Annotated in this window: 24 protein-coding genes; 14 read left to right on the forward strand and 10 right to left on the reverse strand. The window is 59.4% G+C overall.

Going from position 1 to position 26598, the window contains the following annotated elements; genetic code table 11:
* The first annotated feature begins 167 nt into the window (after positions 1 to 167).
* From ACLD1X_RS04365 to ureC, 6 genes are all read left to right on the forward strand, one after another.
* The gene (locus tag ACLD1X_RS04365) at positions 168 to 1007 is read left to right on the forward strand and encodes an urease accessory protein UreD (RefSeq protein WP_429366283.1); all 840 of its coding nucleotides are present in this window, start codon (positions 168 to 170) and stop codon (positions 1005 to 1007) included.
* 60 nt (positions 1008 to 1067) lie between these two features.
* The gene (locus ACLD1X_RS04370; protein WP_429366284.1) at positions 1068 to 1370 is read left to right on the forward strand and encodes an urease subunit gamma; all 303 of its coding nucleotides are present in this window, start codon (positions 1068 to 1070) and stop codon (positions 1368 to 1370) included.
* Positions 1371 to 1379: 9 nt separating this feature from the next.
* Positions 1380 to 1913, forward strand: a complete 534-nt coding sequence (locus tag ACLD1X_RS04375; RefSeq protein WP_429366285.1) for an N-acetyltransferase family protein — start codon at positions 1380 to 1382, stop codon at positions 1911 to 1913.
* A 6-nt stretch (positions 1914 to 1919) separates the two neighbouring features.
* Positions 1920 to 2453: a GNAT family N-acetyltransferase gene (locus ACLD1X_RS04380; RefSeq protein WP_429366286.1), complete on the forward strand. Its 534-nt coding sequence runs from the start codon at positions 1920 to 1922 to the stop codon at positions 2451 to 2453.
* Complete coding sequence (locus ACLD1X_RS04385; RefSeq protein ID WP_429366287.1) at positions 2453 to 2758, forward strand: urease subunit beta; 306 nt, start codon at positions 2453 to 2455, stop codon at positions 2756 to 2758. The genes ACLD1X_RS04380 and ACLD1X_RS04385 overlap by 1 nt, the downstream gene beginning before the upstream one ends.
* A gap of 141 nt (positions 2759 to 2899) precedes the next feature.
* Positions 2900 to 4600 (forward strand): urease subunit alpha, encoded by a 1701-nt coding sequence (ureC, locus tag ACLD1X_RS04390; RefSeq protein WP_429366288.1) that lies wholly within the window; start codon positions 2900 to 2902, stop codon positions 4598 to 4600.
* Between the two features lie 71 nt (positions 4601 to 4671).
* On the opposite strand, the gene ACLD1X_RS04395 is transcribed toward ureC, so the two are convergent.
* Positions 4672 to 9954 carry a dermonecrotic toxin domain-containing protein gene (locus tag ACLD1X_RS04395; RefSeq protein WP_429366289.1) on the reverse strand — a complete coding sequence of 1761 codons (5283 nt, stop codon included), beginning with the start codon at positions 9952 to 9954 and terminating at the stop codon, positions 4672 to 4674.
* 246 nt (positions 9955 to 10200) lie between these two features.
* Between ACLD1X_RS04395 and ACLD1X_RS04400 the strand changes: the two genes are divergently transcribed.
* Positions 10201 to 11328: a sensor histidine kinase gene (locus ACLD1X_RS04400; protein ID WP_429366290.1), complete on the forward strand. Its 1128-nt coding sequence runs from the start codon at positions 10201 to 10203 to the stop codon at positions 11326 to 11328.
* Between the two features lie 116 nt (positions 11329 to 11444).
* Here the strand turns inward: ACLD1X_RS04400 and ACLD1X_RS04405 are convergent, their stop codons facing one another.
* Together ACLD1X_RS04405 and ACLD1X_RS04410 are read right to left on the reverse strand one after the other, a co-directional pair.
* Positions 11445 to 11750 carry a chaperone modulator CbpM gene (locus tag ACLD1X_RS04405; protein WP_429366291.1) on the reverse strand — a complete coding sequence of 102 codons (306 nt, stop codon included), beginning with the start codon at positions 11748 to 11750 and terminating at the stop codon, positions 11445 to 11447.
* Between the two features lie 27 nt (positions 11751 to 11777).
* Positions 11778 to 12722, reverse strand: coding sequence for a DnaJ C-terminal domain-containing protein (locus ACLD1X_RS04410; RefSeq protein ID WP_057397837.1), 945 nt, complete (start codon positions 12720 to 12722; stop codon positions 11778 to 11780).
* Positions 12723 to 13020: 298 nt separating this feature from the next.
* Between ACLD1X_RS04410 and ACLD1X_RS04415 the strand changes: the two genes are divergently transcribed.
* Entirely contained in the window at positions 13021 to 14295 is a 1275-nt protein-coding gene (locus tag ACLD1X_RS04415) for an Hsp70 family protein (RefSeq protein WP_429366292.1), read from the forward strand.
* Between the two features lie 136 nt (positions 14296 to 14431).
* On the opposite strand, the gene ACLD1X_RS04420 is transcribed toward ACLD1X_RS04415, so the two are convergent.
* The 3 genes from ACLD1X_RS04420 to ACLD1X_RS04430 all read right to left on the reverse strand — a co-directional run bounded on the left by ACLD1X_RS04420 (position 14432) and on the right by ACLD1X_RS04430 (position 16852).
* Positions 14432 to 15445, reverse strand: coding sequence for an AI-2E family transporter (locus ACLD1X_RS04420; RefSeq protein WP_008016836.1), 1014 nt, complete (start codon positions 15443 to 15445; stop codon positions 14432 to 14434).
* A gap of 239 nt (positions 15446 to 15684) precedes the next feature.
* A complete protein-coding gene (locus ACLD1X_RS04425) occupies positions 15685 to 15993 on the reverse strand; it encodes a PsiF family protein (protein WP_429366293.1) in 309 nt (102 codons plus the stop codon).
* 64 nt (positions 15994 to 16057) lie between these two features.
* The gene (locus tag ACLD1X_RS04430; protein WP_429366294.1) at positions 16058 to 16852 is read right to left on the reverse strand and encodes an AraC family transcriptional regulator; all 795 of its coding nucleotides are present in this window, start codon (positions 16850 to 16852) and stop codon (positions 16058 to 16060) included.
* Between the two features lie 97 nt (positions 16853 to 16949).
* On the opposite strand from ACLD1X_RS04430, the gene ACLD1X_RS04435 reads away from it, so the two are divergent.
* Complete coding sequence (locus tag ACLD1X_RS04435) at positions 16950 to 17837, forward strand: DMT family transporter (RefSeq protein ID WP_429366295.1); 888 nt, start codon at positions 16950 to 16952, stop codon at positions 17835 to 17837.
* A 115-nt stretch (positions 17838 to 17952) separates the two neighbouring features.
* Here ACLD1X_RS04435 and ACLD1X_RS04440 read toward each other — a convergent pair whose 3' ends face one another.
* The 3 genes from ACLD1X_RS04440 to ACLD1X_RS04450 all read right to left on the reverse strand — a co-directional run bounded on the left by ACLD1X_RS04440 (position 17953) and on the right by ACLD1X_RS04450 (position 19895).
* The gene (locus ACLD1X_RS04440; RefSeq protein ID WP_429366296.1) at positions 17953 to 18843 is read right to left on the reverse strand and encodes an alpha/beta fold hydrolase; all 891 of its coding nucleotides are present in this window, start codon (positions 18841 to 18843) and stop codon (positions 17953 to 17955) included.
* Positions 18844 to 18950: 107 nt separating this feature from the next.
* Positions 18951 to 19256 carry a DMT family transporter gene (locus ACLD1X_RS04445; protein ID WP_429366297.1) on the reverse strand — a complete coding sequence of 102 codons (306 nt, stop codon included), beginning with the start codon at positions 19254 to 19256 and terminating at the stop codon, positions 18951 to 18953.
* Entirely contained in the window at positions 19257 to 19895 is a 639-nt protein-coding gene (locus tag ACLD1X_RS04450; protein WP_429366298.1) for an FMN-dependent NADH-azoreductase, read from the reverse strand.
* A gap of 110 nt (positions 19896 to 20005) precedes the next feature.
* Between ACLD1X_RS04450 and ACLD1X_RS04455 the strand changes: the two genes are divergently transcribed.
* The 3 genes from ACLD1X_RS04455 to ACLD1X_RS04465 all read left to right on the forward strand — a co-directional run bounded on the left by ACLD1X_RS04455 (position 20006) and on the right by ACLD1X_RS04465 (position 22662).
* Positions 20006 to 20920: a LysR substrate-binding domain-containing protein gene (locus ACLD1X_RS04455; RefSeq protein ID WP_429366299.1), complete on the forward strand. Its 915-nt coding sequence runs from the start codon at positions 20006 to 20008 to the stop codon at positions 20918 to 20920.
* A gap of 203 nt (positions 20921 to 21123) precedes the next feature.
* Positions 21124 to 21894, forward strand: a complete 771-nt coding sequence (locus ACLD1X_RS04460; protein WP_429366300.1) for a hypothetical protein — start codon at positions 21124 to 21126, stop codon at positions 21892 to 21894.
* A 78-nt stretch (positions 21895 to 21972) separates the two neighbouring features.
* A complete protein-coding gene (locus tag ACLD1X_RS04465) occupies positions 21973 to 22662 on the forward strand; it encodes a hypothetical protein (RefSeq protein WP_429366301.1) in 690 nt (229 codons plus the stop codon).
* Positions 22663 to 22733: 71 nt separating this feature from the next.
* Here ACLD1X_RS04465 and ACLD1X_RS04470 read toward each other — a convergent pair whose 3' ends face one another.
* Entirely contained in the window at positions 22734 to 24803 is a 2070-nt protein-coding gene (locus tag ACLD1X_RS04470; RefSeq protein ID WP_429366302.1) for an AsmA family protein, read from the reverse strand.
* Between the two features lie 378 nt (positions 24804 to 25181).
* Between ACLD1X_RS04470 and ACLD1X_RS04475 the strand changes: the two genes are divergently transcribed.
* Both ACLD1X_RS04475 and ACLD1X_RS04480 read left to right on the forward strand, forming a co-directional pair.
* Positions 25182 to 25694: a hypothetical protein gene (locus tag ACLD1X_RS04475; protein WP_429366303.1), complete on the forward strand. Its 513-nt coding sequence runs from the start codon at positions 25182 to 25184 to the stop codon at positions 25692 to 25694.
* Positions 25695 to 25866: 172 nt separating this feature from the next.
* A complete protein-coding gene (locus tag ACLD1X_RS04480) occupies positions 25867 to 26499 on the forward strand; it encodes a TetR family transcriptional regulator (protein WP_007991209.1) in 633 nt (210 codons plus the stop codon).
* Positions 26500 to 26598 lie beyond the last annotated feature (99 nt).

Below are 26598 nucleotides of genomic sequence, written 5' to 3' on the forward strand. Positions count from 1 at the left end.
CCACCCGAAGCGGACCGCCTCGGGAGGCAAGGCACCAAATTGTCGCGCCGAAGCTCCGGTCGCGCACACTATTGGTGCGCCACAACATTCAATTGCCTCCTCCTGCCTGCAATATCTTGCGGCACAACCTTTGCAACATCCTGATGACCTCTCGATAAGCACTGACCATGACTCTTCCCGCTTCCGGTGCATTGTTTACCCCCAGTTGGCACGCCGAACTGGAACTGGGCTACGCCCGGTTCGGCAACACCACTCGCCCGATCCAGCGCCGACACAAAGGTCCGTTGCGGGTGCAAAAGCACCTGTATGCCGAAGGGCCGCAAGTCTGTCAGCACATCATCGTCCATCCCCCCGGCGGAATTGCCGGCGGTGATCGGCTGGACATCTCGGCCAGCGTCGAGGGCGATGCCTGGGCACAAATCACCAGCCCCGGCGCGGCCAAGTGGTATCGCGCCGCCAGCCCCGCTTATCAGCAGCTGAAATTGCAGGTGGCGGCCGGTGCGACACTGGAATGGCTGCCCCAGGAGACGATCATCTTCAGTGCCGCCCAGGCTGAACTCAGCACGTCCATCGACCTTCAAGGCGATGCGCGGCTGTTCTACTGGGACGTCGTGGCGCTGGGCCGCCCGGCCAGTGGCGAGCGCTTCGAACTTGGGCACTTCCAGGCACATCTGGATATCCGCCGCGACGGCCAGTTGCTCTGGCATGAACGCCAGCGCATTGTCGGCGCGGACGGTCTGCTGGATTCGCCCATCGGGCTGGATGGGCAACCGGTGTTTGCGACGTTGCTGGTAACGGGTGAGATTGATAGCGAGTTGCTGGAAAAGTGCCGTTCGCTGGCCAACGACGTGCGCGGGGATTTGACCCAATTGCCGGGGTTGCTGATTGCCCGGTGCCTGGCCAGTGAGGCGCTGTTGGCGCGGGGGTGGCTGATTGAGCTTTGGAAGTTGTTACGCCCCGCCCTGCTGGATCGCGAGGCCGTACCACCCAGAATATGGAACACCTGAATTGCATTTCTGTGGGAGCAGATCCCACTCTTTTTTATCTGCCCGGATGGATTCTCAACGATGGACCTGACCCCACGCGAAAAAGACAAGCTGCTGATCTTCACTGCCGGCCTGGTGGCCGAGCGGCGTTTGGCTCGCGGTGTGAAGCTCAATTACCCGGAGGCCATCGCCTACATTTGCGCCGCGCTGCTTGAAGGCGCCCGTGACGGCCAGACCGTGGCCGACCTGATGCACTTCGGCACCACCTTGTTGACCCGCGAGCAAGTGATGGAAGGCATCCCGGAAATGATCCCGGAAATCCAGGTCGAGGCCACGTTCCCCGACGGCACCAAACTGGTCACCGTCCACCAACCTATCGCCTGAGGCTGCGCCATGACTTACCACATCCGCGATGCCGTGCATGCCGATCTGCCGGCGATCCGCGACATTTACAACGACGCAGTGCTCAACACCACGGCAATCTGGAACGAGCAGGCAGTCGACCTCGAAAACCGCCAGGCCTGGTTCAGCACCCGGCAATCCCAGGCTTATCCGGTTCTGGTGATCGTCGATGCCGACAACACCGTGCTCGGGTACGCCTCGTTCGGCGACTGGCGCCCCTTCGACGGTTTCCGCCACACCGTCGAGCACTCGGTCTACGTGCGCAGCGACCAGCGCGGCAACGGCCTCGGCCCGCAACTGATGGAAGTGCTGATCGAGCGCGCCAAAGGCTGCGGCAAGCACGTGATGGTCGCAGCCATCGAAAGCGGCAATGCGGCCTCCATTCGCTTGCATGAACGCATCGGCTTTATCACCACCGGGCAAATGCCTCAGGTCGGCACCAAGTTCGGCCGCTGGCTGGACCTGACCTTCATGCAATTGACCCTCAACCCCGGCGCGCAGCCGCCAGGCATCGACCAGGAGTAATGCCCGATGAACGCCGCCCAACTGCGACGCGTCAACGTTGAAAGTTTTGCGCATTATCGCCAGGGCCTGATCGACCTGCTGCTCGATGCCGTCGGCTACGGCGCCAGTGTCGGCTTCATGGCTGGCCTCGACGCGACACAGGCCCACGACTATTTCGATGAGGTCCAGGACAACCTGAACAAGGGCAGTGTGTTGCTATGGGTGGTGGTCAAGGATGAGCAGGTGCAAGCCAGCGTACAACTGAGCCTGTGCCAGAAAGCCAACGGCCTGAACCGTGCCGAAGTGCAGAAGTTGCTGGTGCGCGAACATGCGCGGCGCCGCGGGCTGGGCCAGCAACTGATGAGCGCTCTGGAGGCCGCCGCCTTGCAGCATAAGCGCGGCATGCTTTACCTCGATACCGAGGCCGGTTCACCCGCCGAAGCCTTCTACCAATCGCTGGGCTATACCCGCGCCGGAGAGATTCCCGATTACGCCTGCGACCCGAGCGGCCGCTACAAGCCGACCGCCCTCTACTACAAGATTCTCCAGGGAGCCCACTGATGATTCCCGGTGAATACCAGATCCAGCCCGGCGAGATCGAGCTCAATGTTGGCCGGCGCACCCTCAGCCTGACGGTGGCCAACAGCGGCGACCGGCCGATCCAGGTCGGCTCGCATTACCATTTTTTCGAAGCCAACGACGCCCTGGCTTTCGACCGCGCCGCCAGTCGCGGCATGCGCTTGAACATCCCGGCCGGCACGGCGGTCCGTTTCGAGCCTGGGCAGAGTCGCGAGGTCGAGCTGGTGGACCTGGCCGGGCATCGTCGGGTGTTCGGGTTTGCCGGGCGGGTCATGGGTGACCTCTAAGTAATGCGATGTCCCCACTGACGCCTTCGCGAGCAAGCCCGCTCCCACAGGGGAACGCGATCGAATGTGGGAGCGGGCTTGCTCGCGAATCTGTGAGCGAAGCGAACAGTCTCAAACTCAATTGAATTCCAGGGCGAACGAATGAAGATTTCCCGTCAAGCCTACGCCGACATGTTCGGTCCCACCGTCGGCGACAAGGTGCGCCTGGCCGATACCGGGTTGTGGATCGAAGTGGAACAGGACTTCACCACCTACGGCGAAGAAGTGAAATTCGGTGGCGGTAAAGTCATCCGTGACGGCCAGGGTCAGAGCCAGTTGCTGGCCGCCGAGGTGGTCGACACCCTGATCACCAACGCACTGATCATCGATCACTGGGGCATCGTCAAGGCCGATGTCGGTCTCAAGGACGGGCGCATCGCGGCGATCGGCAAGGCCGGCAACCCGGACATCCAGCCCAACGTCAACATCGCCATTGGCGCCAGCACCGAAGTCATCGCTGGCGAAGGCATGATCCTCACCGCCGGCGGCATCGATACCCATATCCACTTCATCTGCCCGCAGCAGATCGAAGAGGCATTGATGAGCGGCGTCACCACCATGATCGGTGGCGGTACCGGACCGGCCACCGGCACCAATGCGACCACCTGTACCTCCGGGCCGTGGCACCTGGCGCGCATGCTCCAGGCCGCCGATGCGTTCCCGATGAACATCGGCCTGACCGGCAAGGGTAATGCCAGCCTGCCGGAACCATTGATCGAACAGGTCAAGGCCGGCGCCATCGGCCTCAAGTTGCATGAGGACTGGGGCACCACGCCTGCGAGTATCGACAACTGCCTGAGCGTGGCCGACCGGTTCGACGTGCAGGTGGCGATCCACACCGACACCCTCAACGAATCCGGTTTCGTCGAGACCACCATTGCCGCCTTCAAGGGCCGCACCATTCACACCTATCACACCGAAGGTGCCGGTGGCGGTCACGCGCCGGACATCATCAAGGCCTGCGGGCTTGCCAACGTGCTGCCGAGCTCCACCAACCCGACCCGTCCGTTCACCCGCAACACCATCGATGAACACCTCGACATGCTGATGGTCTGCCATCACCTTGACCCGAGCATTGCCGAGGATGTGGCCTTCGCCGAAAGCCGCATCCGCCGCGAGACGATTGCCGCCGAAGACATCCTCCACGACCTCGGTGCGTTCTCGATGATCAGTTCCGATAGCCAGGCCATGGGGCGAGTCGGTGAAGTCATCACCCGCACCTGGCAAACCGCCGACAAGATGAAAAAACAACGCGGGCCGCTACCCGGCGATGGTCAAGGCAACGACAACTTCCGCGCCAAACGCTACATCGCCAAGTACACCATCAACCCGGCGATCACCCACGGCATCAGCCATGAAGTGGGTTCGGTGGAAGTGGGGAAATGGGCGGACCTGGTGCTCTGGCGCCCGGCGTTCTTCGGCGTGAAACCGACGCTGATTCTCAAGGGCGGTGCCATCGCGGCCAGCCTGATGGGCGACGCCAATGCCTCGATCCCGACGCCGCAACCGGTGCATTACCGCCCGATGTTCGCCAGCTTCGGCGGTTCGCTGCACGCCACCAGCCTGACCTTCATCAGCCAGGCGGCGCAGGATGCAGGCTTGCCTGAGGCGTTGGGTTTGAAGAAGAAAATCGCCGTGGTCAAAGGCTGCCGCGATGTGCAGAAAACCGACCTGATCCACAACGACTACCTGCCGAACATCGACGTCGATCCGCAGACCTATCAGGTCAAGGCCGACGGCGTGTTGCTGTGGTGCGAACCGGCGCAAACCTTGCCGATGGCCCAGCGGTATTTCCTGTTCTGAGCCTGTCCGCTGCGAAGCGAAAAAGCCTCGACGCCAAGGCTCACTTCCTTGGCTCGAGGCTTCATGCGCACCTAAACCGAGTAGTTCGGATCAATCGTGAACGGGATATCCACCCGTTGCAGGCCCGCCCGATCTATCGCGTACTGGGTGAGCATGCGCATCTGTTCTTTCATTTGAGTGTCGATTTCATTCAAGGCTTGGGTGTACTGCACTTCGGTCATGACACGGCCATGAGCGAATTCGTTTTCCGATCTTCCGGCCTTTACCGCCAGCGCCTTGATTTTCACCTCCAGCTCAGCCTTCTGGGTTACTGAAAGGCCTGTCCCTTCAGCCCGTCTCTGCAAGGCATCGTATAAGTCTGTAATGGCGTCGATACGACGTTGGAACCAGTTCAGGATTTCCACGTTCTCGCTCTCCAGCCAGTTTCTCCAGAGCGGTTGATCGAGGATCCTGGCGCACAGTAGGTCGCCCTCCTCCAGGGCGGTGATTCGCTGGAATGCCGCCTCGATCATTTCCTTTGTCACCCCGGCAATATTGCGAAATTGCATGCCCCGTGCCTGCCACGGCAAATCCAGACGCTCGGCAAGTTCCGTCATGTACGCCAGGTGAACTTCGACTTCGTCGATGGTGCCACTGACGTTCCCTTGAGCGTCGAGTCGTGTGAAACGCTCGCCCGCCGCCAACCGTTCAGCCACTCGCTTGCGCGCGATAGCACCCAGCTCATCGAGCCGGGATTTGCCCCGCGCCAGTTCGAGCAGTCGAGGCTCGACCAGATCCGGGCGGATCAAGTCGCAGGCTTCTTTAACGAGAACCTCGACCCCCATGGCATTGAATAGCTGCGTACCGCCATCCACACACTGCGTGGGCGCAGTAGCCTCGCTGAAGAGCTTCGTTCTCAGCTCACTGTCCTCAGCCATCGCCTCCAGCATTCGCCAGACTTTAGCGGTCAGTTCCTGCCGATAAATCCCACCAGCCCTGAAGTCGGCGGATTGGGTGAGCCGGTTGATTTCGTTGAAAAAGGACTCCGAGTGAAACTCATCTTCAACCGCATTCCAGATCTGTTGATTGGCCCGCCACTGCGCCTCTGAAATCCCCTCTCCCCATTCGGAACTGTCCAACGTGCCCATCGGCGGATACGGCCGCTCAGGGTCCATGCCAACCGACTCGATATACAGCTTCAGTGTCTTCAGGTTTTCCTCGGAGAGCCATCGAGGTTCGCGGCTGATGAATGTGCGCGCCAGCAATTCGGCGCGGAAAGAACCCGGTGCGACTTCAGGTATTTGACTGATCGGATTACTGCGCAAATCCAGAAAAATACTGCGCGGACGTGGCTGGGAAAACAGGCCGACCGGCCAACTGTTCAACCCCGTTCCGTTGAGTCGCACTACATGCAGATGCGGCATCTGGCTAATGTCGGGGGCGAGCCTCAACGGGTTGCCTTGCAACGCCAGCCATCTGAGTTGAGTCATCTTTCTCAGGCGCGCTACCGCCAGCGCATCCAGTTCAATCATGTTGTCGTTGAGGAAGAGGTGAGTGAGATGGCGCATATCGCCTATTCCCTGCGGTAACCGGGTCAAGCGATTGCCTTCCAGGTTCAGTTGACGTACCTGGCGAAATGGCTGCAGGAAATGCTCCTCGCCCGGACCGATACCGGCATTGCGCAGGCTCAGGTCGGTGACGTGATCGAAATTGGCCTCCAGCCTCGGCATTGTCGCCAGATGGCGCCCCAAGGGCATGCCATCGAGCACCAGCGCTTGAGGCGCAATGATGCCCGGCACCTCCACCCCTCGGGGTCCGGTTCTCTGCCAGCATTGCCTGAGCGCCTTATAGATCTCATTGCGCGAGTTCCACTCTGCCACGCCTGCCGGGCTGAAACGAAAAAACTCGGTTGGCGCGTTCATCCAGCGTTGCATGGTTGCGTTGAAGCGGTTGAATTCGGTTTCCAGGGCTGTCAGTCGTTGTGTCGCGGATCCGCCATTCTGTTCGAATCGCTCCAGCAGCGTTTCGACCTGCTCGTCGTTCAAGCCTGGATAGAGCGATGTCGTGCGGCGCTGCAACAGTTCCCGCTCAGGCGACAGTCGCGCATACCCTGGCATGCCCCCGCGAAGACGCATGACCGCCGGGTCGTACGCCGGTTTGCGAATGGGGTTTGCCAGCAACATCGGCTCTAGCTTGCTGCGCGCCAATGGTCGCGCTCGCACCAGCCTTTCAAGCCTTGCGGATTCATGGATTTCGAAGCCCAAGGCCACGCGCTGGCTATCTGGTAGCGCATGCAACACCGCCGCAAACAAGTTGTCTGCGCCGTGCAAGTGTTGATCGAGTGCGTCCCGTGCCTCGTACTTGCCCTGCTCACCGGCGATCAGCACCTTGCGGATTGGCGCATCGACCGGTCCGATACTGTCGCTCAACGGACCGTCGAAGGAATGCTCCCGAATCTCCAGGCGCAGATCCTTCGGCCATCCCGGCAAGGCTTCCAGCGAGTGAAAAGCCAAACGCGCCGTGTCGGCGTTGTACAGTGCATCGAGGTAGAGCCCCTCATAGGCGCGAGCCAGGCGTACTTGCTGTTGTGCTTGCCGGGCCTGTTTTGCCAGGGTCAGGGGCAGGCGCTTTTTCTCGCTCAAGTGCCGCATATCTTCAGGCTCGGCGTGCCGCAGCAGTTCTTCGGCCATGCTGGTCGAGAGCTCGGGATAGTCACTTTTGAGCAGGAGCACCGCAGGATCCTGCGAACGCTCTTGAGCCGAATACAGCTTATCGAACAGACGGCCTCGCGATTTTTTCGCCTGCGCAGCCAGCAGTTCTCGCATGGTGTCGATACGCGCTTGTCCAGGCCCGATAAATTGGCCAAACATGTCTCTTAGCGCCTTCTCGTCGAGAAAGCCGACAACGCTCTGCGCTAACCTGCCGGCGATCACGTCCTGTCGGGTCAACGTCAACGTATCGTCGGGCAAGGCATCGGCATAGCCCTCCTTGATCGAGGCACCTGTCGATCCCGGCCCCTCGAAGATCTCGATCGCTTTATTGTCCGGCCAACCCTGCAACTCGGTCATGAACCGCGGAACCAGGTCGGCCCATTCACCACTGACACGCCCTGCCAGAATATGTTCGGCGCACGCCTCGGCATCGGCATGCGCCTTGAAGCGCTCAAGGGTGTCAGCCAGGATGGCGGGCGGGGTTTCATGTTCGACATGCAGCCTGCGCAACATATCCTCGCGCACGCCGCTGACGGTCAGAATCTGTTTGAGGGATTCATCGGGGACGGCATCCACAGAAGACCCCAATCGTCTGAGCAATTTAGTCTGGTCCCATTCAAGCGGTTGATCGAGTTCGGTTTTCCAGCCTCCGGCACCGTTGTGCTCCAGCAACGGCTGGTAAGCCTGTGCACGGCTCGAGTGCTGAAGGCGATGCCGTCCGGTGGCCGGGTCTTGTTTCACTGAATAGCATTTGTCGTCGAGGCGCAGCAGGTCCAGGTTCTGATGCCGGTATAAACCGATATCACTTGCCTCTGCATGTTGCGGTATGGCGAAGGGCTGTTCGTAGGGGCGCAGGTCCGGGTTCCACAACCGCTCCTTACCGGCGACCTCCACAGGCTTGAGACTCTCGACGAATGACGAAGGCTTGATCGCTGTTGGAGCGCCGCCGGGCAGTACATGCCCCGCGCCCATGGCCGCCAACTGTGCAAAATTGATCAACACGTCATTGAAGTATCTACCGGCCTCCTCTTTATCGCCCTTGCTCCAGTCCTCGATGCCCTCCGTCACCTCTGCAAGCATTTGCGCGACCATGACGCCGAGCATGGCCTCGCCCAGACCGGGCACCAGCATTGCGGTGAAATTGAAGATGTTCCAGCCAATCTCCAGGTAACTGGTCAGGCGTTTGAAGCGGGCTGCCGCATCCTCATCGCCGGTGGGCACCGCAATGACCCTGGCGTCGGCGATGACCTTGTTGCGACGTTCGATGAACAGCGTTACCCACAGATCACCATCGATCGCATTGGTGACAGGTTCGGCATTCGGGTTCTCGACCGCGGTTTCACGCCACCATGGCCCCATATCCAGCGGTTCGCGTTGATGCCAGGTGAAAGTCTTGAAGCGTTCGTTGGCGCGGGCAAAAAAACCTCCCTTGTCCTTTTGTGCCACGAACCGGCTGAAAAAGGCCTGGTAATCCGTACTCAGCAACTGACCGATCAGCGTCTTCATAAACTCGGTCAGCGACGAATACTCCTTCAAGGGATGCTCTGGATCATCCGGAATATAGGCAATCAACGGGCCGGACAATCGGCTCTGATGGTAGATATCTTCCTTGCGAGCCAACTCATCGGTCACGCCCTGGGGACCATTGGCAAAGAATGCCTGCAACAGCTTGTATTGCTCGTACGCCTGGTTGGGTAATACAGGGATTCGGTGCGACCACTCCGTCCAGAATTTCAGCTCGTCAGGGGTCAACGCATCGATGGTCTGCTTGATCAGCGACGGCTCGCTGACCGCACTGAACAGCACGATGCCGGTCATCCTGAATCCCATCAGCGACAAGCGATGAGGTCGTAAGGGGCGCTGATACAGGGTGACTCCCGGACGGCCTTCAGCCACCTGGCGAAGCTTGCCGTATGCGTGATCGCTGATGTCGCCCTTCAATCTTGCGATCAGTGCCGCCACTTCAAAGGCCGCTTTCTCACTGGCGACTGCACCTTGCTGCAAGGTCTGCCGCGCCACGGCGCTTTCGGGCAAGAGAATTGACTTGAGGTGTTGCTGGTACTGCCCGCCGATGTCCAGGCTCCGACATAGCGACGCAAACCCCGGCAACGTGATCGTCGGGTCGAGCGCAAGGCCGCCGTATTGGTCCTTGCGGTAGATGCCGGCCGTGTTTCGCCATGCGCCTTCTGTGGTTTCCGATTCCTCGAAGTTATGCAATGCAGCTTCGAGCAGCGTGGAACGCCGCACGCGACTGCCACCTGTATCGATTCCAAAAATGATAGTGATCGGCACATCAAGCTGCACAGTGAACTCATTGATGTTCACATCGGCCTTGAAGTTCGTCCGCAGCGCGGTTTTTATCAAGGGTGCGGCAAATGCATTGATGTCGTGCTGCAAGTTACCCAGGGTCTTGTCCAGAATGCCTTGCAAACGCCATCGTTCGTTAATCAACTCTTTCAGGTACTGGCGGTCAATGTGCCGCGCGGCGCTGTACCACTCGGGTATCTGCGGCTGTAAACCTTCCAGGGTTCTGAGCCTCGATATCGATGCATCTTTAACAGCGCTCGGTACAACACCCAACACACGACTGTAATGAACGCCCTTGTTTTCCGTGCGCAGACTTCCAGAAGTTCCCAGCGTATTGCTTCCATGCAATTCAGCCACTTTCAATTACCTTGATGACAGGATAAGAGCCAACAGCTTATTCAATGCAGCCTTGAATAAAAGACCAAATAACTGTTGAGCCGACACCCTTTAAAGCACCGCACAGTTCGAAAATCAGGACTGTTTCAATATATAAGTACCACCCTGCAGGCTCCCGCTCATGGCACCAGGCGCGCGCTCGTCTTTTTCGTGAAAGGCGCTAATATGCTTCTGGCTGTTTTCCAGCCAATGTTCAGGGGACCTGACATGCGCCTTTCCGAATTCATCGTGCAGCGCGTTGATCGCATCGTCGATGAGTGGGAGCAGTTCGCCAAAACCATCACCCCGGCCGCCGAATTCATGGACTGCGTCGCCCTGCGCGACCACGCGAAATCGATCCTGCTGGCAGCGGCGCGGGACATGAGCAAGCCCCAGACCCCCACTGAACAGGCAGCCAAGGCCCGTGGCGAAGGCCCGGAAATAACGCCAAGCCTGGACCAGGCCGGTTCAAGCCACGGCGAGCTGCGGTACACGGTGGGCTTCGACCTGGTGCAGATGACCAGCGAATTCCGTCACCTGCGCGCGTGTGTGATCCGCCTGTGGGTCAACAGCCTTGAATCTCCCGATATGGCCTATTTCCAGGACATGATCCGCTTCAATGAAGCCATCGACGAAGCCCTGGCCGAATCCACCGCGGCTTATGCCGAGCAGGTCAACCGCTCGCGGGACATCTTTCTGGCGATCCTCGGTCATGACCTGCGCGCGCCTCTGCAAGCGGTGAGCATGTCCGTCGAAATGCTCCTGCGCAAAACCACACTCGAGGGCGATGCCCTGACCTGTGCGACCCACATCCAGCGCGGCACCCGGCATATGGCGATGATGGTCAGCGATTTGCTGGAGCTGGTGCGCAGTCGCCTGGGCAAGAGCCTGCCAATCGATCCGGCGCCCATGGACCTGGCCGATGCGGTACACGCAGCCATCGCCGAGGCCTGCGCCGGCAATCCTGCATGCGATCCGTCCCTTGAAACCGAGGGCGATACCCGCGGCGTCTGGGATGCCGGTCGACTCCAGCAATTACTGCAAAACCTGATCGGCAACGCACTGCAACACGGCTCGAACAAACACGACGTGAGCGTGACCCTGACAGGCGAGCCGGAAACAGTTCGCCTGACCGTTCACAACTACGGCCCCCCCATTCCCGACGATGCCATCGGCACGATTTTCGATCCGCTGGTGCGCAGCGCCGACGAAGAATTGGGCCAGCCTTCTACCAGCCTTGGACTGGGCCTGTTTATCGTCAAGGAAGTGGTAAACGCCCATCAGGGCACGATTGAAGTCACCTCCAGCGAAACCGAAGGCACTTTGTTTACCGTGGTGTTGCCCAGGAAGGTGTAATACCGGGCGACCGCGTTATCGTTCTTCGCGAGCAAGCCCGCTCCCACAGGTGAAATACGATCAACTGTGGGAGCGAGCCTGCTCGCGAAAGGGCCATGCCAGCCGACCGGAAAACATCACTCCACCACCAGCCGCCCCAATCGCTGCTTGAGCATGCGGTTTTCCGCCCGCAGTTGCCGGACTTCTTCGAGCAGGTCCAGCGCCAGGGCGACGCCTTCCCATTCCAGGTCAAGGTCGCGCCGCAGCTTGGCGGCGCGCTTGGCCAGGGTCAGCTCGTAGTCGTTGAAAACCCAGTCCTTGGGCTGAGCACCCTGAGGTTCGAGGATGCCGTGTTCGACGATTTCGATCACGTAGACGTCCGACAGCTCGGTCGCCTCACAGAATTCTGCCATGTCCAGTTGAACGTTCAGGGGACTGCTCATTGTCAGTGTCTCCTTGGTTCCAAGGGATCAAAAATGCTCTCGCGGGTCGAACGCGGCTTTTTTCGCCAGCTCCTGCCACAGGGCCTTGATGTCATCATCGGATTTCTTAGGCATCACGGCCTTCAGCTGTACGAACAGGTAACCGCGCTCACCGGCCTTGTTCATCAGGCCATGCCCCTTCGCACGCATGCGCTGGCCATTCTGGCTGCCGGCCGGCACCTTGAGATTGATCTTGCCGGTCAGGGTCGGCACGGCGACTTCGGCACCCAGCGCCAGCTCCCACGGCGCCAGTGGCAAGGTGATGATCAGGTTCTCGCCTTCAACGTCGAATTTGGGGTGCGGCGCAAAACGGATCGTCAGGTACAGGTCGCCATTGGCCCCGCCACCCACACCCGGCGCGCCCTGCCCCTTGAGGCGAATACGTTCGCCGTCGCTCACGCCGGCGGGGATCTTCACGTTCAGGCTTTTGCTGGTGTTGCTCACATGCTGGCCGGCCGCGTTGTACTGCGGCACCTGGAAAGTGACCTTCTTCGACTCGGTCGACAGCGTTTCTTCGAGAAAAACCCCAAGTTCCATTTCCACGTCCTGCCCTCGACGTCCGGTGCTGCGACGTGACTGTCCACCACCAAAGCCTGGCCCACGGTTGCCGAAGATCGAACTGAAAAAGTCCGAGAAATCGCCCGTGTCCTGGCCGCCGCCACCGAAACCGCCACGACTCTGCCAGCCCGGAGGCCCCTGGAACGGCTGGCCGTGCTGGCCGTAGCGGCGCAAATCATCGTATTCGGCGCGTTTGTCGGCGCTTTTCAGTGCTTCATAGGCTTCCGAAGCGTCCTTGAACTTGGCCTCGGCATCCTTTTCCTTGCTGACGTCGGGGTGGTATTTGCGCGCCAGCTTGCGATAGGCGGCCTTGATCGCCTTATCGTCTGCGGTCGGTTCCACACCGAGAATCTTGTAATAGTCTTTGAAGTCCATCGCGGGAATCACCATCCGTTATCAAAATCGCGCCACAGGCCACAGCATGCGCTTGTTTGCAGCCATTGGTCTGACCGATCTCAACATTGTGACCGGGTGGCACAGCAGAAGTTTATCGGCAGCAGGCGGGGCTTCTTGCGAGCACTCCCGCGGCTGTCCGGTTGATGCAGGGTAGTTTGGGGGGGATGCCCCATCTTTCAAGGCATTGTTTGCGAAGAATTAGCAGATAACCGGCCTTCGAATCTGGCGCGCTCTGGCATACACTGCGCGGCCGTTTTTTAACCGGAACCTGAAAGACATGAACAACGCATCTCCAGCCCGTGCCGTGGGTATCGACTTTGGCACGTCCAACTCCACCGTCGGCTGGCTGCGCCCCGGCATGGAAACGCTGATCGCGCTGGAGGACGACAAGATCACCCTGCCGTCAGTGGTCTTCTTCAATATCGAAGAACGCCGCCCGGTGTACGGCCGGCTGGCGCTGCACGAGTACCTGGAAGGCTACGAAGGCCGCCTGATGCGCTCGCTCAAGAGCCTGCTGGGTTCCAAGCTGATCAAGCACGACACCAGCGTCCTGGGCACGGCGATGCCGTTCAAGGACCTGCTCGGGCTGTTCATCGGCCAGCTCAAGAGCCGTGCCGAAGCGGCCGCCGGTCGCGAGTTCGAAGAAGTGGTGCTGGGTCGGCCGGTGTTTTTTGTCGATGATGACCCGATGGCCGACAAGGAAGCCGAAGACACTCTGGTCGAAGTGGCGCGCAAGATCGGCTTCAAGGAAGTCTCGTTCCAGTTCGAACCGATTGCCGCGGCATTCGACTACGAGTCGACCATCGAGAAGGAAGAGTTGGTGCTGATCGTCGACATCGGCGGTGGTACGTCCGACTTCTCCCTGGTGCGTCTGTCGCCGCAGCGTCGCGCTGTGGATAACCGCCAGGACGACATCCTCGCCACCGGCGGCGTGCACATCGGCGGAACCGACTTCGACAAGCAACTTTCGCTGGCTGGCCTGATGCCCCTGTTCGGCTACGGCAGCCGGATGAAGAGCGGCGCCTACATGCCCACCAGCCACCACATGAACCTGGCGACCTGGCACACGATCAACTCGGTGTACTCGCAGAAGTCCCAGCTGGCCCTGGGCAGCATGCGCTACGACATCGAGGACACCGGTGGCATCGATCGCCTGTTCAAGCTGATCGAGCAGCGTGCCGGGCACTGGCTGGCGATGGAAGTGGAAGAAACCAAGATCCAGCTGACCCACGCCGACAACCGCCATGTGCCTCTGGACCGTATCGAAGCGGGTCTGAGCGTGGACTTGAGCCGTGCACTGTTCGAGTCGGCCATCGATAGCCTGCTGGAGCGGGTGCGCAACAGCGTCACCCAACTGCTGGCAAACGCCGACGTGCGGGTCGACCAGGTCGATACGGTGTTCTTCACCGGCGGTTCGAGCGGTATCCCGGCGCTGCGCAACAGCGTCTCGGCGATGCTGCCGAAGGCGCGGCATGTGGAAGGGAATATCTTTGGCAGTATCGGTAGCGGTCTGGCGATCGAGGCGGCAAAACGCTACGGTTCCATGGACTGATCCAAAATCTTTGGCGCGCCCTTCGCGAGCAAGCCCGCTCCCACATTCAACCGAGTTCCTTCAGATGGAATACGCTCAAATGTGGGAGCGGGCTTGCTCGCGAAGGCGCCAGATCAGGCAATGAAGATCCAGCGGATCAAACCATCCCCACCTGCTTCAACTCACTCTTCAGATACGCGTAATAGATCGGCCCCGCCACCACCCCCGGCAGACCGAACGCGGCCTCGAACACCAGCATCGCCAGCAGCAACTCCCACGACTTGGCACTGATCTGCCCGCCGACGATGCGCGCGTTGAGGAAGTATTCGAGTTTGTGGATAAAAATCAGGTAACCCAACGCCGCCACGGCGACCCAGATCGACAGCGACAGACCGACGATGGTGATCAGGGTGTTGGACATCAGGTTGCCGATCACCGGCAGCAGGCCGAGCAGGAACGTCAGCACGATCAGGGTTTTGGTCAGCGGCAGCTTGATGCCGAACAGTGGCAGGATCACCGCGAGGAAAATCCCGGTGAAGAAGGTATTGAGCAGGGAAATCTTGATCTGGGCGAACACGATGTTGCGAAATGCCTGGACCAGCAGGTGCAGGCGATCGAACAGCGCCGCAGCCAGCGGCTTGCGTTTGGTCAGGTCCGGCACACGCTGCAAGGCAATGATCGCCCCCAGCACCATGCCGATCAGCAAGGTCACGAACATGTGCGCCGCGTCCTTGCCCACCAGTTGCAAATCGCTGAGGTGCTTGCTGACCCATTCGCCAATCGCCACGCGAAACTCGGCGGCACTGGCCGGCAGATAGGCGTCGATGAACGGCGGCAGTTGCCCGCGTGCGCGGTCGACCACCCCCATGAACTTGTCGAGGGAAGCGCCGGGGTTTTCCGCTTCATGCAGCAGAAAACTGATGGCACCGGCAAAGATCAGCGACAGTACGCTGACAATCAGAGTCCCCAGCAACGCCACCGCCAGCCAACGCGCGCGTCGGCCTTCAATCAGTCGTTGCAGTTGCGGGGTGAGCATGTTGACCAGTTCGAACACCAGCAACCCGGCGAGCAGGCTGGGCAGCAGTCGCAGCGGCAGGACCAGCAGCAGCCCGCCAAAAATGATGACCCAGCTGATGACCAGCAAAACTTGGCGTTGAGAAAACGTTGGCATACAGCCTCAAAAACGTACGGCATGAAAAGGATTGGCAGTCTGCCAGCGATCCGGTGCGAGCACTAGGGATTGTGTGGGGCGACCTTGGTCGGGGAGGCAAATCAGGTTTTTCTGCGAACTTGCTGCCCTCTTCGCGAGCAGACTCGCACCTACAGTGGACCGATCGACATCGATCGAATGTGGGAGCGAGCCTGCTCGCGATAGCGTCCTCGATACTGTCACCTATCCCGGGCCTATGATCATTTCTTTTTCAGGCAATCACTCATGAACGCCTTGCGCTCGTCACCCTTGAGGGCTTTGGTGGCGGCGTCGGCATTGCAGGTCTTCATTTTCTCTTGCTGTGGCGTCAGGGCTTTACCGGCATCGTTTGCCGCCGGCGCGGCCTTCAGGCAGGTGCTCATGTAGGCTTTGCGCTCGTCGCCCTTGAGGCTTTTGGCCGTGGCGTCGGCGTTGCAGGTAGTCATTTTGTTCTGTTGGGCCGTGGCCGCGAAACCCTGGGAACAGAGCAGCAAACCGATCATCAGCAAAGGGACACGCAATATCTTCATGGAGTTTTCTCCTTGTCGCCGCATCGAGGGATGCGGCCTTGTACTGGAGTGTAGACAACCCCTGTTACACCTTCCTGTTCTGCAGATGGCTGCGTCGATACTGCTCCGGCGTGCACCCGGCCTGGCGCTGGAACATCGCGATAAATGCCGAGCCGGTGCTGTAGCCCATGTCGAAGGCGATCTCTTGAATGCTTCGCGGGTTCTCCAGCGCTTCGATCGCCGCCAGAAAGCGCAGGCGCTGGCGCCACTCGCCGAAACTCATGCCCAGTTCCCGCATGAACTGCCTTGCCAGCGTGCGCTCGCTGACATGGATGCGTGCGGCCCATTCCGACAGCGGCCGGTTATCCCCAGGCTCGGCCTGCAACGCTTCCAGGATGCCCAGCAAACCGGGACTGCTGGCGTAAGGCAGGTAACACTCATGCACCGGAGCTTGTTGCAGCTGATCCACCAACACCTGGGCCAGGCGCTGATCGGCAGCCTGTTCGGGAATTTTCACGTCCCGGGCAGCGAAGTCCTTGAGGATCGCCTTGAGGATGTCGCTGATGGCCAGAGTGCAGGCTCGCGACGGCAGATCGGTGCACACCTTGGGTGCCAGGCACACGGCGCGGTAGTTGACCGGTTGGTGGCTATAGAAACTGTGCTCGATCTGCGGCGGTACCCATACCGCGTATTGCGGTGGCGACATGAAGCGGCTGCCCTCGACGTCCATGTGCAGCACGCCGTGGGCTGCATATTCCAGCGTCCCCCAGGGATGTCGATGGGGGGCGGCGTATTCGTGGGCGTCGAAATCGGCGTAACGGAAGTACACCGCCGACGGCAGTTCGCTGAAATCCAGCAGGTCGATGTGTTTACTGCTCATGCTGTCCGTCATCAGGGGCGGGTTGTCTGTTTCGAAGTATAGGCTTGTATCCAGACAAGCGGATAATTGCCCCTCATTAACGTTCTGGTTTTTCCCGATGCAATACGCTTATCCCCTGCTGGCCATTTTTATCTGGGCCGGCAACACCGTGATCACCAAAATGTCGGCCGGGGCGATCTTCCCCGCCGAGATCGGTTTCTACCGCTGGCTGCTGGCCGGGTTGCTGTTCACGCCTTTCATGCTCAAGCCGGTGCTCGCCCATTGGCCGCTGATCCGCCCGAACCTGGGCAAGATCCTTGTCCTCGGTGTTCTCGGCATGGCGGTCTATCAAAGCCTGGCGTACTTCGCCGCGAGCCTGACCTCGGCCACCAACATGGGCATCATCCTGTCGCTGATGCCGCTGATGTCGCTCGCCATGGCAATCATCAGCCTCGGCCAGCGCCTGACCATGGGGGCCCTGGCCGGTGCAGTGCTGTCATTCACCGGAGTCCTGGTGGTGGTGTCGTCCGGCAGCCTTGGCGCATTGCTGGAACACGGGGTCAACCTGGGCGACGCGATGATGCTGATTGCCACCCTGGCCTATGCGGTCTACAGCACCCTGCTGAAAAAATGGCAGCTGAAACTGCCGCCGCTGGTGCTCCTGTATTTGCAGGTGCTGGTAGCCGTGGTGGTGCTGTTTCCGCTGTTCCTCGCCTCACCGAAAGTCGGCCCGACCCTGCAGAACATCCCGCTGGTGCTGTACGCCTGCCTGCTCGCTTCGATGGTCGCGCCACTGGCCTGGATGCAGGCCGTGGTGCGTCTGGGTCCGAGCCGGACCACGCAGTTTTTCAACTTGCTGCCGTTGATTACCGCATTGATTGCGGCGGTAGTGCTGCATGAACAACTGGCGATGTATCACCTGGTGGGCGGGGTGTTGACCTTGGGCGGGGTGATTGTTTCCGAGCGCTGGACGACGGTGTTGGGTCGTAAGGCCTGCGTTGCCTGATCCGGCGCCTTCGCGGGCAAGCCACGCTCCCACAGGTTTTGTGTCGAATCTGAAATCTGTGAGCAACCGGAAACCTGTGGGAGCGTGGCTTGCCCGCGATGAACGATAACGCGGTCTACAGCCCTACCGCGTTGAGCCGCGCCGCATGCTCGACAAACAACCGGATCGGCTCGGCCCCCTTGCCCACCAGCCCCAGTGACTGGTTGACGATATCGAAGTGATCCAGTGGATATTCATCGCCAATCACCGTCCCCAGGTGCGAGCTGTAGCGCCCGACCATGCCGTCGCAATGCCCGGCTTCGCGGACGAAGGTTTTGGCGAATAACCGGCAACTGCGGTTGGTGCCATCCAGCAGGTTGCGCCCGCGATCGGTAATGCCCGGTTGCAAGGTGCCGGACCAGGAGTAATAACGCACGCCGTTGACCTCTTCCGGCCCTTGACCGCCCCAGATGTCGGGCAGCCCTTGTGGATAACACTGGTTGAACAGCGCGACGCCAGCGGTGGTGAGGGAGTGGTGGGACGCATGGATATCCACCGGCAGCCTCGGCCCGCGGTAACCGGTATCCAGCCACCCCATCAGCGTGCTGATAATCCGCAGCAAAAAGCACAGCAGTCGGCCACGTACACTGTCATGGGGATTATGCTCGTGCAGGTAATCGGCGAGTTCCGAACCGTGATTCGGCCCCGCCACCGAGGTCACCGAAGCGATCAGGTCCGGACGTTTGGCCGCCGCATAACGGGCGGTCAGCGAGCCCTGGCTATGGCCGATCAGGTTGACCTTGCCGGCACCGGTTTCCCGCAGGATTTCGTCGATACGCGCCAGCAACTGTTCACCGCGAACCTCGTTCGAGTTGAGTGGCGAGACCTGCACCGCGAACACCACCGCACCACCACGGCGCAACGCCTCGACGATGCCGTACCAGTACGGATAAAACACCAGGCGGATGAACCCGAGCATTCCGGGTACCAACACCAACGGGTAGCGCGGGGCAGAACCTTGCGACATGGGTGGACATCCTTGTGATCGGGGGGTGACGCAAGGCGGGGTGCAAGACATCCGCCAAGCATCGCCAGCGAAGATGACAACTCGACGACAAGTCTATGTCATCCACCCTACTTCAACCCCGCCACGCCCGCCACGATCAGCCCGACCGAGACCAGTTTGATCGCGGTCAGGCTTTCACCCAGCAGCGCGAAACCGAGAAACACCGTGCCCAGCGAACCGATGGCGGTCCAGATCGGGTATGCAATGCTCACCGGCAATTCGCGCATGGCCAGGGTCAGGAAGTAGATCCCGCCCACGGCGGCGGCCACAGTGATCAGCGAGGGCCAGAGCCGGGTGAAGCCCTCGGCGTACTTCATGCCCATGGCGAAGGTGACTTCGAACCCGGCGGCGATCAGCAGAAACAGCCAGGCCATCTAGAACTCCCCGGCCAGCGCCAACAAGCGCCGCTCAGCCTCGGCGGCGGAGATTTCAAAGGTGCGCTCGGCGGACTCTTCACCCTCGGCAGCCACCACGGTGACGTCCGTGATGCCGATGAATCCGAGCACCGTGCGCAATAGCGTGTCGGCATGGTTCATGGCTTCCAGCTCGCCACCCGGGCCAAAACCGAAGCCGCCACGGCTGGTGATGATCAGCGCTTTTTTACCCTGCACCAACGGTTGGTACTGGGCCACGCCATTGTCCAGGGTGTGATCGAAGGTCAGCCCGACGCGCACGATCTGATCGATCCAGGCCTTGAGACCACTGGGCACACTGAAGTTGTGCATCGGCGTGGAAATCAGCAACACATCGTGGCCCAGCAGTTCGCCGACCAACTCGTCGCTGAACGCCAGGTCGGCCTGCATCGACAGTGGTCGAGTGTCAGGTTCCGGGTAAAACGCGGCGGCCACGAATGCCTCGTTGACCGGCGGTATCAGCGCCCGACCGACCTCGCGCCGGGTCAACTGTGAGTGTGGATGACGGGCCTGCCAGGCCGTCAGAAACACTTCGGCCAAACGGCGCGAGTGAGAGCGATCACCACGGGGACTGGCATGAACGGCAAGAATTCTACTCATCTGAATCTCCTCAAGGACTAAACTAAAACGGCTTGTGGATTGCAGCTTGAAGCTGTCAGCTGCGCCGCTTCAAATGAGCAAAAATCAGTCTGGATGAATTTATTTCACCTGTGGAGCTATACATGTTCGCCTCGCTGCCCTTGACCGCCCTGCGTGCCTTCGAATCCGCCTCACGCCTGTTGAGCTTCAAGGCTGCCGCCGAAGAACTGTCGGTCACCCCGACGGCGGTGTCCCATCAGATCCGCTCCCTGGAGAGTTGGCTCGGCGTGCCGTTGTTCGAGCGCCTGCCGCGCCAGGTGCGCCTGACCGAATGCGGCGAACGGCTGTTCCAGAGCCTGCACGGGGCTTTCCTCGAAGTGGCGCAAAGTGTCGACACCCTGCGCCCGCAACGCAGCAGCGCCAACCTGACGGTCTCCACCACCGCCGCCTTCGCTGCGCTATGGCTGGTGCCACGGCTGGGACGCTTTTACGCCCGGCACCCGAACATCAATGTGCGCCTCGATACCCATTGCGAAGTCATCGACCTGCATCAGGACGCCAGTGTCGATCTGGTTCTGCGCTACAGCCTCGACGATTACCCCAACCTGTATGGCCAGTGCCTGTTCGATGAATCCTTCGGTGTATACGGTTCACCCGAACAGGTAAGCCTGGCAGCCAGTCGTACCCCGACGCTGATCAGCGTGCGCTGGCACAACTCCAAACTTTATGCCCACGGCTGGGAGGCCTGGTGCGCTCGCTCCGGCGAAACCTGGCTGAGCGGCCAGCCCGCCGTTCGTGAATACGACGAAGAGCATTACGCCCTGCAAGCGGCGATTGCCGGGCAAGGTCTGGTGTTGGCAAGCAATATCCTGGTGTCGGAAAGCGTGGGCAGTGGTCTGTTGTTGCCGTACCGGGGAGAGGTTCAGGTCGATGGCGCCGGATACAGCGCTTTGTGTGTGCCAGGGCGCGAACGTCATCCGCCGGTTCGGGCGTTTTTTGCGTGGCTGCGGGACGAGGCATTGTTGGCCGGGCATGCGTTGCGTTGATCAAAGAACGATAACAGCTCAAACACATACAAGCTTTAATACAACTCAATGTTGCACCCGCATTAAACCCACCGTAAATAAAAATAATAAATACAACTAAAACCCAAAGTTACAAACCCCAACTAGACTATTAAAAATAGCCAACTTATTCTAACAACCACAGCCAACCAGCTGCCCCAACAAACAAGTAAAGGACTACTTTCATGCTACTTGAACAACGACTCGAATTCATTGATTCCCTGCCAGCCTTTCCAGTCATCACGCAGCGCTCGTTATTTTCACCGGATGAATTATCCGAAAAGCCTGTGCACGACACCAACAAACCAACCGCCAGTGTCATGCCTGACACTATCGATGCCTTTCTGCCCGGCGTTTCGCAAGACATCATCGACGATATCAATTTGTGCAAACTGGTTATGCAAAACGCGGCCACTAAATTCTTCCCCGAAGAAGCACAACTTTTCGAATGGTATCGCTACTATGTTGATGGTCTGAGCAGACTGGGTTGGGTGACTCAAAACAGGAACATCCAGGAAGTCACGATCAAGCGAGTTGGCCTGACGATGGATCAGGTGGCCCTGGAAGTGACCGCAGGATTGATTGGCGGCAATGCCGCTCAAGTGCTGGCCAATGTTGCGAAAAAGGCCGTTGAGACGGTGCAGAAAAATCCCGGCGCCATTCAGATTTTTGAACGCAACACTAAGCTGGGCACTCAGGCAAAATTCGATATCGCACCCGTTTGGCTTGATAACGGCGGGCAACCGAACATGGTCCTCAACTGCATCTCCCTGGATGCAAGGGAGAGCACCCGCGGCATTCTGTTCTGGAAGTCGACCCGGCAGTCCACCACGATAAAAACCGGTGCTGTTCGCACTTACCTGGACACCAGAGTCTTTTCCGGCCTGCGCGGCGATCTGTACAATAAGTTCAGCAACAGCGGCAAGAAATTCATTGTTGACCTACCTGACTTCTAACAGCCACTGACACGGTCAAATCGGCAATAACTTGCCACTTCAAAAACTTCCTGTGCACTAACTAGCGTAGGACAACACATGAAAAAGACAACAATCGACACTTGGTTGGTCAATGGCAATATCACAATTTTTTGCGGGCTGCACACTGACAGCTTTAAAAAAGATATTTTGTCGTCCAGCCTGCTGGGCGACCTGGTGGCCGCACAAAAAAGCAGTAACCGTGAAGTTTTCTGGCAATTTTATACCGATACCGTTCAAAAAATCGGCTGGACTGCTAATAGTCGAGGAAACCAGCGCCTTGACTTTGAAAACAGCAGTCTGTTGAGTCTCGTTGAACAATGCGCAGGGAGTGCCTTACCAAAAGATGAACGGAAAGCGCTCGCCAACGAATTGGCTCGACTGGCAAATCTCCAGTCTGACTCACCGGAGATAGGGGGCATCGTCGAGAAACTTCAAAGAAACGCTACCGTGAACAAATCCAGCACCAATACTGCAGTTTCAACGGCTGCATTGCTGACGATCATTCGCAACGATAAAACCGTGGTAACCCTGCAAGTGGCGTTCGAAACAACCCACGGGCTTGCAATCGATATTCTCGACCAGCCTGTATTGAGCGCCATCGACGACCGCCAGACCAACAGCTGGCTGTTGTGCAGTTTACTGGATGGGCGCCATTACAATCAGGTAAGAGATGACATCCTGAAGAAACTGGGGCGCAACATTGAAACAAAGCTACTGCAGATCCGTGCGCCCATCGACTTGAATTGAAAGATCAAGCCTCGCAAGACGTTCAAGCGTCCCCGGAATCGGGGCGCTTGAACACTGCTCACCCGCCACCCTCAGTTTTTGACGCTTTTCGGCGCCTTGCCCGCCTTCATCTGCTCGAGCAACGGCGCGCATTGATTCGGTTCGCCCCCACTCGGCGCCACCAGCGCCAGCAACCCTGCCGCCGGAGCGGCGATCACGCCCAGCGCGACCATCCCGGCGCCGCGCAGCATCAACGGTACGGCCTTGACCCCGGCATCGGGCTTGATGAACTTGCCGCGCACATACAGCGGCGAGCGCAATGAAAGCAGGCGCCAGCCCTTGGACTCCGGGGAGATAGTCAGGTCCAGTTGTTCGGTTGTCATGTTGGCGGTACCGTCGATGTAGATGATGGCGTTCTCGGTGTCGAACACAAACAAACGGGTACTGGCCAGGCCGGACTGGATACCGAAGTCGGCGGCCGCGCAGTTGATCTTCACTTCCTTGTCGCCAAAGATCTTGCCAACCACGTAGTTGCCGACGTTCAGGCCCGCCAGTTCCATGAGCTCGCGACTGATGGCGCCATCATTGATCAGCATTTTCAGGTTGCCATTGGCGCTGCCCAGCAGCTTGGCCACCGAATTGCCGCGCCCGCTGATATCGGCATCGCCGTTGAGTTCGCCAAAACTGGTTTTCATCGGCTCAAAGCCGGGGAACAACTGCTTGAGCTTGAACCCTCGCGCGGTCAGTTTTGCCTGGCCTTCCAGCGGCTCGGCGTGGCCGTTCAGGCGAATCTGCGCATCCAGCTTGCCGCCGGCCACGCCGAAGCGCAGCGGCTCGAGACTGAGCACGCCATCGGTAAGGACCAGATGGGTATAGAGGTCATTGAATGGCAGCTTTTCGCTGTGCACGATGCGCTTGCCGGTGAATTCGACATCAGCGTCCATATCGCGCCAGCGATCGGTCTTGAACTCTTCGACCGGCAGAACCTTGTCCGCCGGTTGTTTGCTGTCACCGCCACGGGCCTTCTGTTCGGCGTTGGAGTCGGCACCAATCAACGGCGCCAGGTCGGCGAACAGCAATTGATTGGACAACAGTGAGCCGCTGAGTTTTGGCCGTGGTTGGCTCGCTGCGTAAGTCAGGCTGCCATGGATGTCACTTTCGCCGATCTTGCCGTTGAACTCTTCATAGCGGAACACCGCGCCACCCGGCTCGTGCAATCTGGCGATCAAGTGGCCGTCGGTGGCATACGCGGATGTATCCGGCAGGATCACGCCAGTCAGTGCATAGAGGTTGCCCAGGCTGGTGCCGGCCAGTTTCAGGCGCAGGTCCAGGGCGCCGAGATTCATCGGATCGGTCAGGGTGCCGGCCAGTTCAACGCTGGAATCGGCGATCTTCACCTGCGCCTGAAGCGGAAACGGCCGTGCCGCGTCCTGCAACGCCAACAGCCCGCCGATCTTGCCCTGGCCCGCGAGTTTCTGGTCATGGTACTGGCCGCTGACCTTGAGGGCGAATGCATAATCCTGGGGCGACGAACCCTTTTCCTGTGCGGTTTTCGCCGCTTTTTCGCCGACGATATCGCTGAACGGAACCGGTTTGCCCAATGGATCGATCAGCACGTCGAGTTGGGTCTTCAGGCTCTGGTCGTCGAGGATGACATGGCCCTTGTCAAAGCCGATCGCGCCGATATCCACTCCCCAGCTGGAAGGCTCGGCATTCGGGTCCTTGGGGTCGAATTTGAACGTCCAGTTGGCACGCCCGTCAGCCAGGCGCTGCAGGTGGGCATTCGGCTCGGTGAGATCGATACGCGGGATCACCACCCGCTGCGCCAGCAATGCCAGGGGTGAAATTCGCAGTTCTACCCGCTTGAGGGAGACCATCTGCGGTTGCTTTGACCAGTCCGGATTGCCCAGGCTGAGGTCCTCGGCCACCACATGGGGCCACGGCACCCAGGCACGCCAGCCGCTTTCATCGGGTTCGGCCTGCCAGACCACCGACAGATTGCCGTTGATCGCAAAAGCCCGGTGCAGTTCTTCGGAAATTTTCGCGTTGAGTGGCGCTTTGATCCGGTTCCAGTCGAAGAACACGATGATCAGCACCAGCACTGCCAACAAGGTAAGAAAAGTGGAAAGGGTCCAGATCAACGTCTTTTGAGTGCGCGTCATTGCACAGGGCTCCTGATACGACCGGGCGCCCCGACTGCGACGCACATGTGAAACGGTGAGCCGCAAGCGGCTCGCCATGAAACTACGACTGATAAAAACCCGGCAGGTTTAATCGATAAACCGATTTCACCCAGTCAACTAATGACCAATCAGTCAACAGGCGTTACCGACCCCGCACTTTTGCCTGTCGCAGGTGAGTCGAAAATACCCACATCGGTGCAAAACGACTTGCCGGAAACGCCCGGCCTAGAGCCTCTGCAGCAAACAATCAATTCCGTTGATTATTACCATTGCGTTTATGAACTTTCATATCGACTTATCGAGAGTAGCATTGCTCTCGTACCCACTTTTTCGCCCCCCCCAAGGAGCACAACAATCATGAAACGCCAACTACTGCTCAGCCTTTCCCTCTCGATGCTGGCCAGCACCGCCTTCGCCCTGCCAGCTGCTGACCAGGCTACGCCACAAGTGAAACAGAACCACTCGGTGTTCAGCCAGACCGTCGCCGCCGATGGCTCTGAACGCACTCCCCAAGGCCAGACCCTTGCCGAAGGCGGTAATGATCGCCTGAAAGAAAAAGGCCTGATCACTCAGGATGGCTCGGACCGTACTCCACAAGGCCAAACCCTGGCTGCCGATGGTTCCGATCGCACCCCACAAGGCCAGACCCTTGCCGCAGACGGTTCGGAACGTACACCACAAGGCCAGACCCTTGCCGCGGATGGCTCCGATCGCACCCCACAAGGTCAAACCCTGGCTGCTGACGGTTCCGAGCGCACTCCACAAGGTCAAACCCTCGCTGAAGGCGGTTCGGATCGCACTCCACAAGGCCAAACCCTCGCCGAAGGCGGTGGTGACCGTGTGATCGAACGCAACAGCGCCCAGGCCTAAGCCCCATGGCCGCCCTGAAAAGAAGCCCAATCCCCGGATTGGGCTTTTGACTTTTCAGCGGTCCGCTTGATAGATGCCGCACTTCCCCGCTGGATCCCCCTACAGTCGTTCGACGCCGGTAAAGCCGATTTGCTAGAGTGCGCCGCGTCCCTGTCCAGAAAACACCCTTGCGATGCTGCCCCGCGCCGAACAGAAACAACAGACCCGTAACGCCCTGATGGACGCTGCCCGCCGCTTGATGGATGGCGGCCGAGGGTTCGGCAGCCTGAGCCTGCGTGAAGTCGCGAAAACCGCCGGTATCGTACCGACCGGTTTCTATCGCCATTTTGCCGATATGGATGAACTGGGCCTGGTGCTGGTCAGCGAAGTCGGCCAGACATTCCGCGAAACCATTCGCCTGGTACGCCACAACGAATTCGTGATGGGCGGCATCATCGATGCCTCGGTGCGAATCTTTCTCGACGTGGTCAGTGCCAACCGTTCGCAGTTCCTGTTTCTCGCCCGCGAGCAATACGGCGGTTCGCTACCGGTACGCAAGGCCATCGGCCGTTTGCGCGAAGACATCAGCTCGGACCTGGCGGCGGATTTGTCACTGATGCCAAAACTGCAGCATCTGGACATCGCCGACCTGAGCGTCATGGCGGATCTGATCGTCAAAAGCGTGTTCGCCACTCTGCCAGACATCATCGATCCGCCAGCCGAGGCCTTGCCCGAGCACCTGACACCCCAAGCGAAAATCACCCAACAACTACGTTTTATCTTTATCGGGCTAAAACATTGGCAAGGGCTAGGCAGCACCGAATAAACCTGCACGCCTTAACTTGGTGCGCCTTAAAAAATCTCGCACCAATTTCAGCCGGAAACCTTCTCGCTTAAACGCCAGTCCTACGCCCCCGTCAGGCAT

This window comes from Pseudomonas sp. 18173 (assembly GCF_050432945.1).
Taxonomy (GTDB): Bacteria; Pseudomonadota; Gammaproteobacteria; order Pseudomonadales; family Pseudomonadaceae; genus Aquipseudomonas.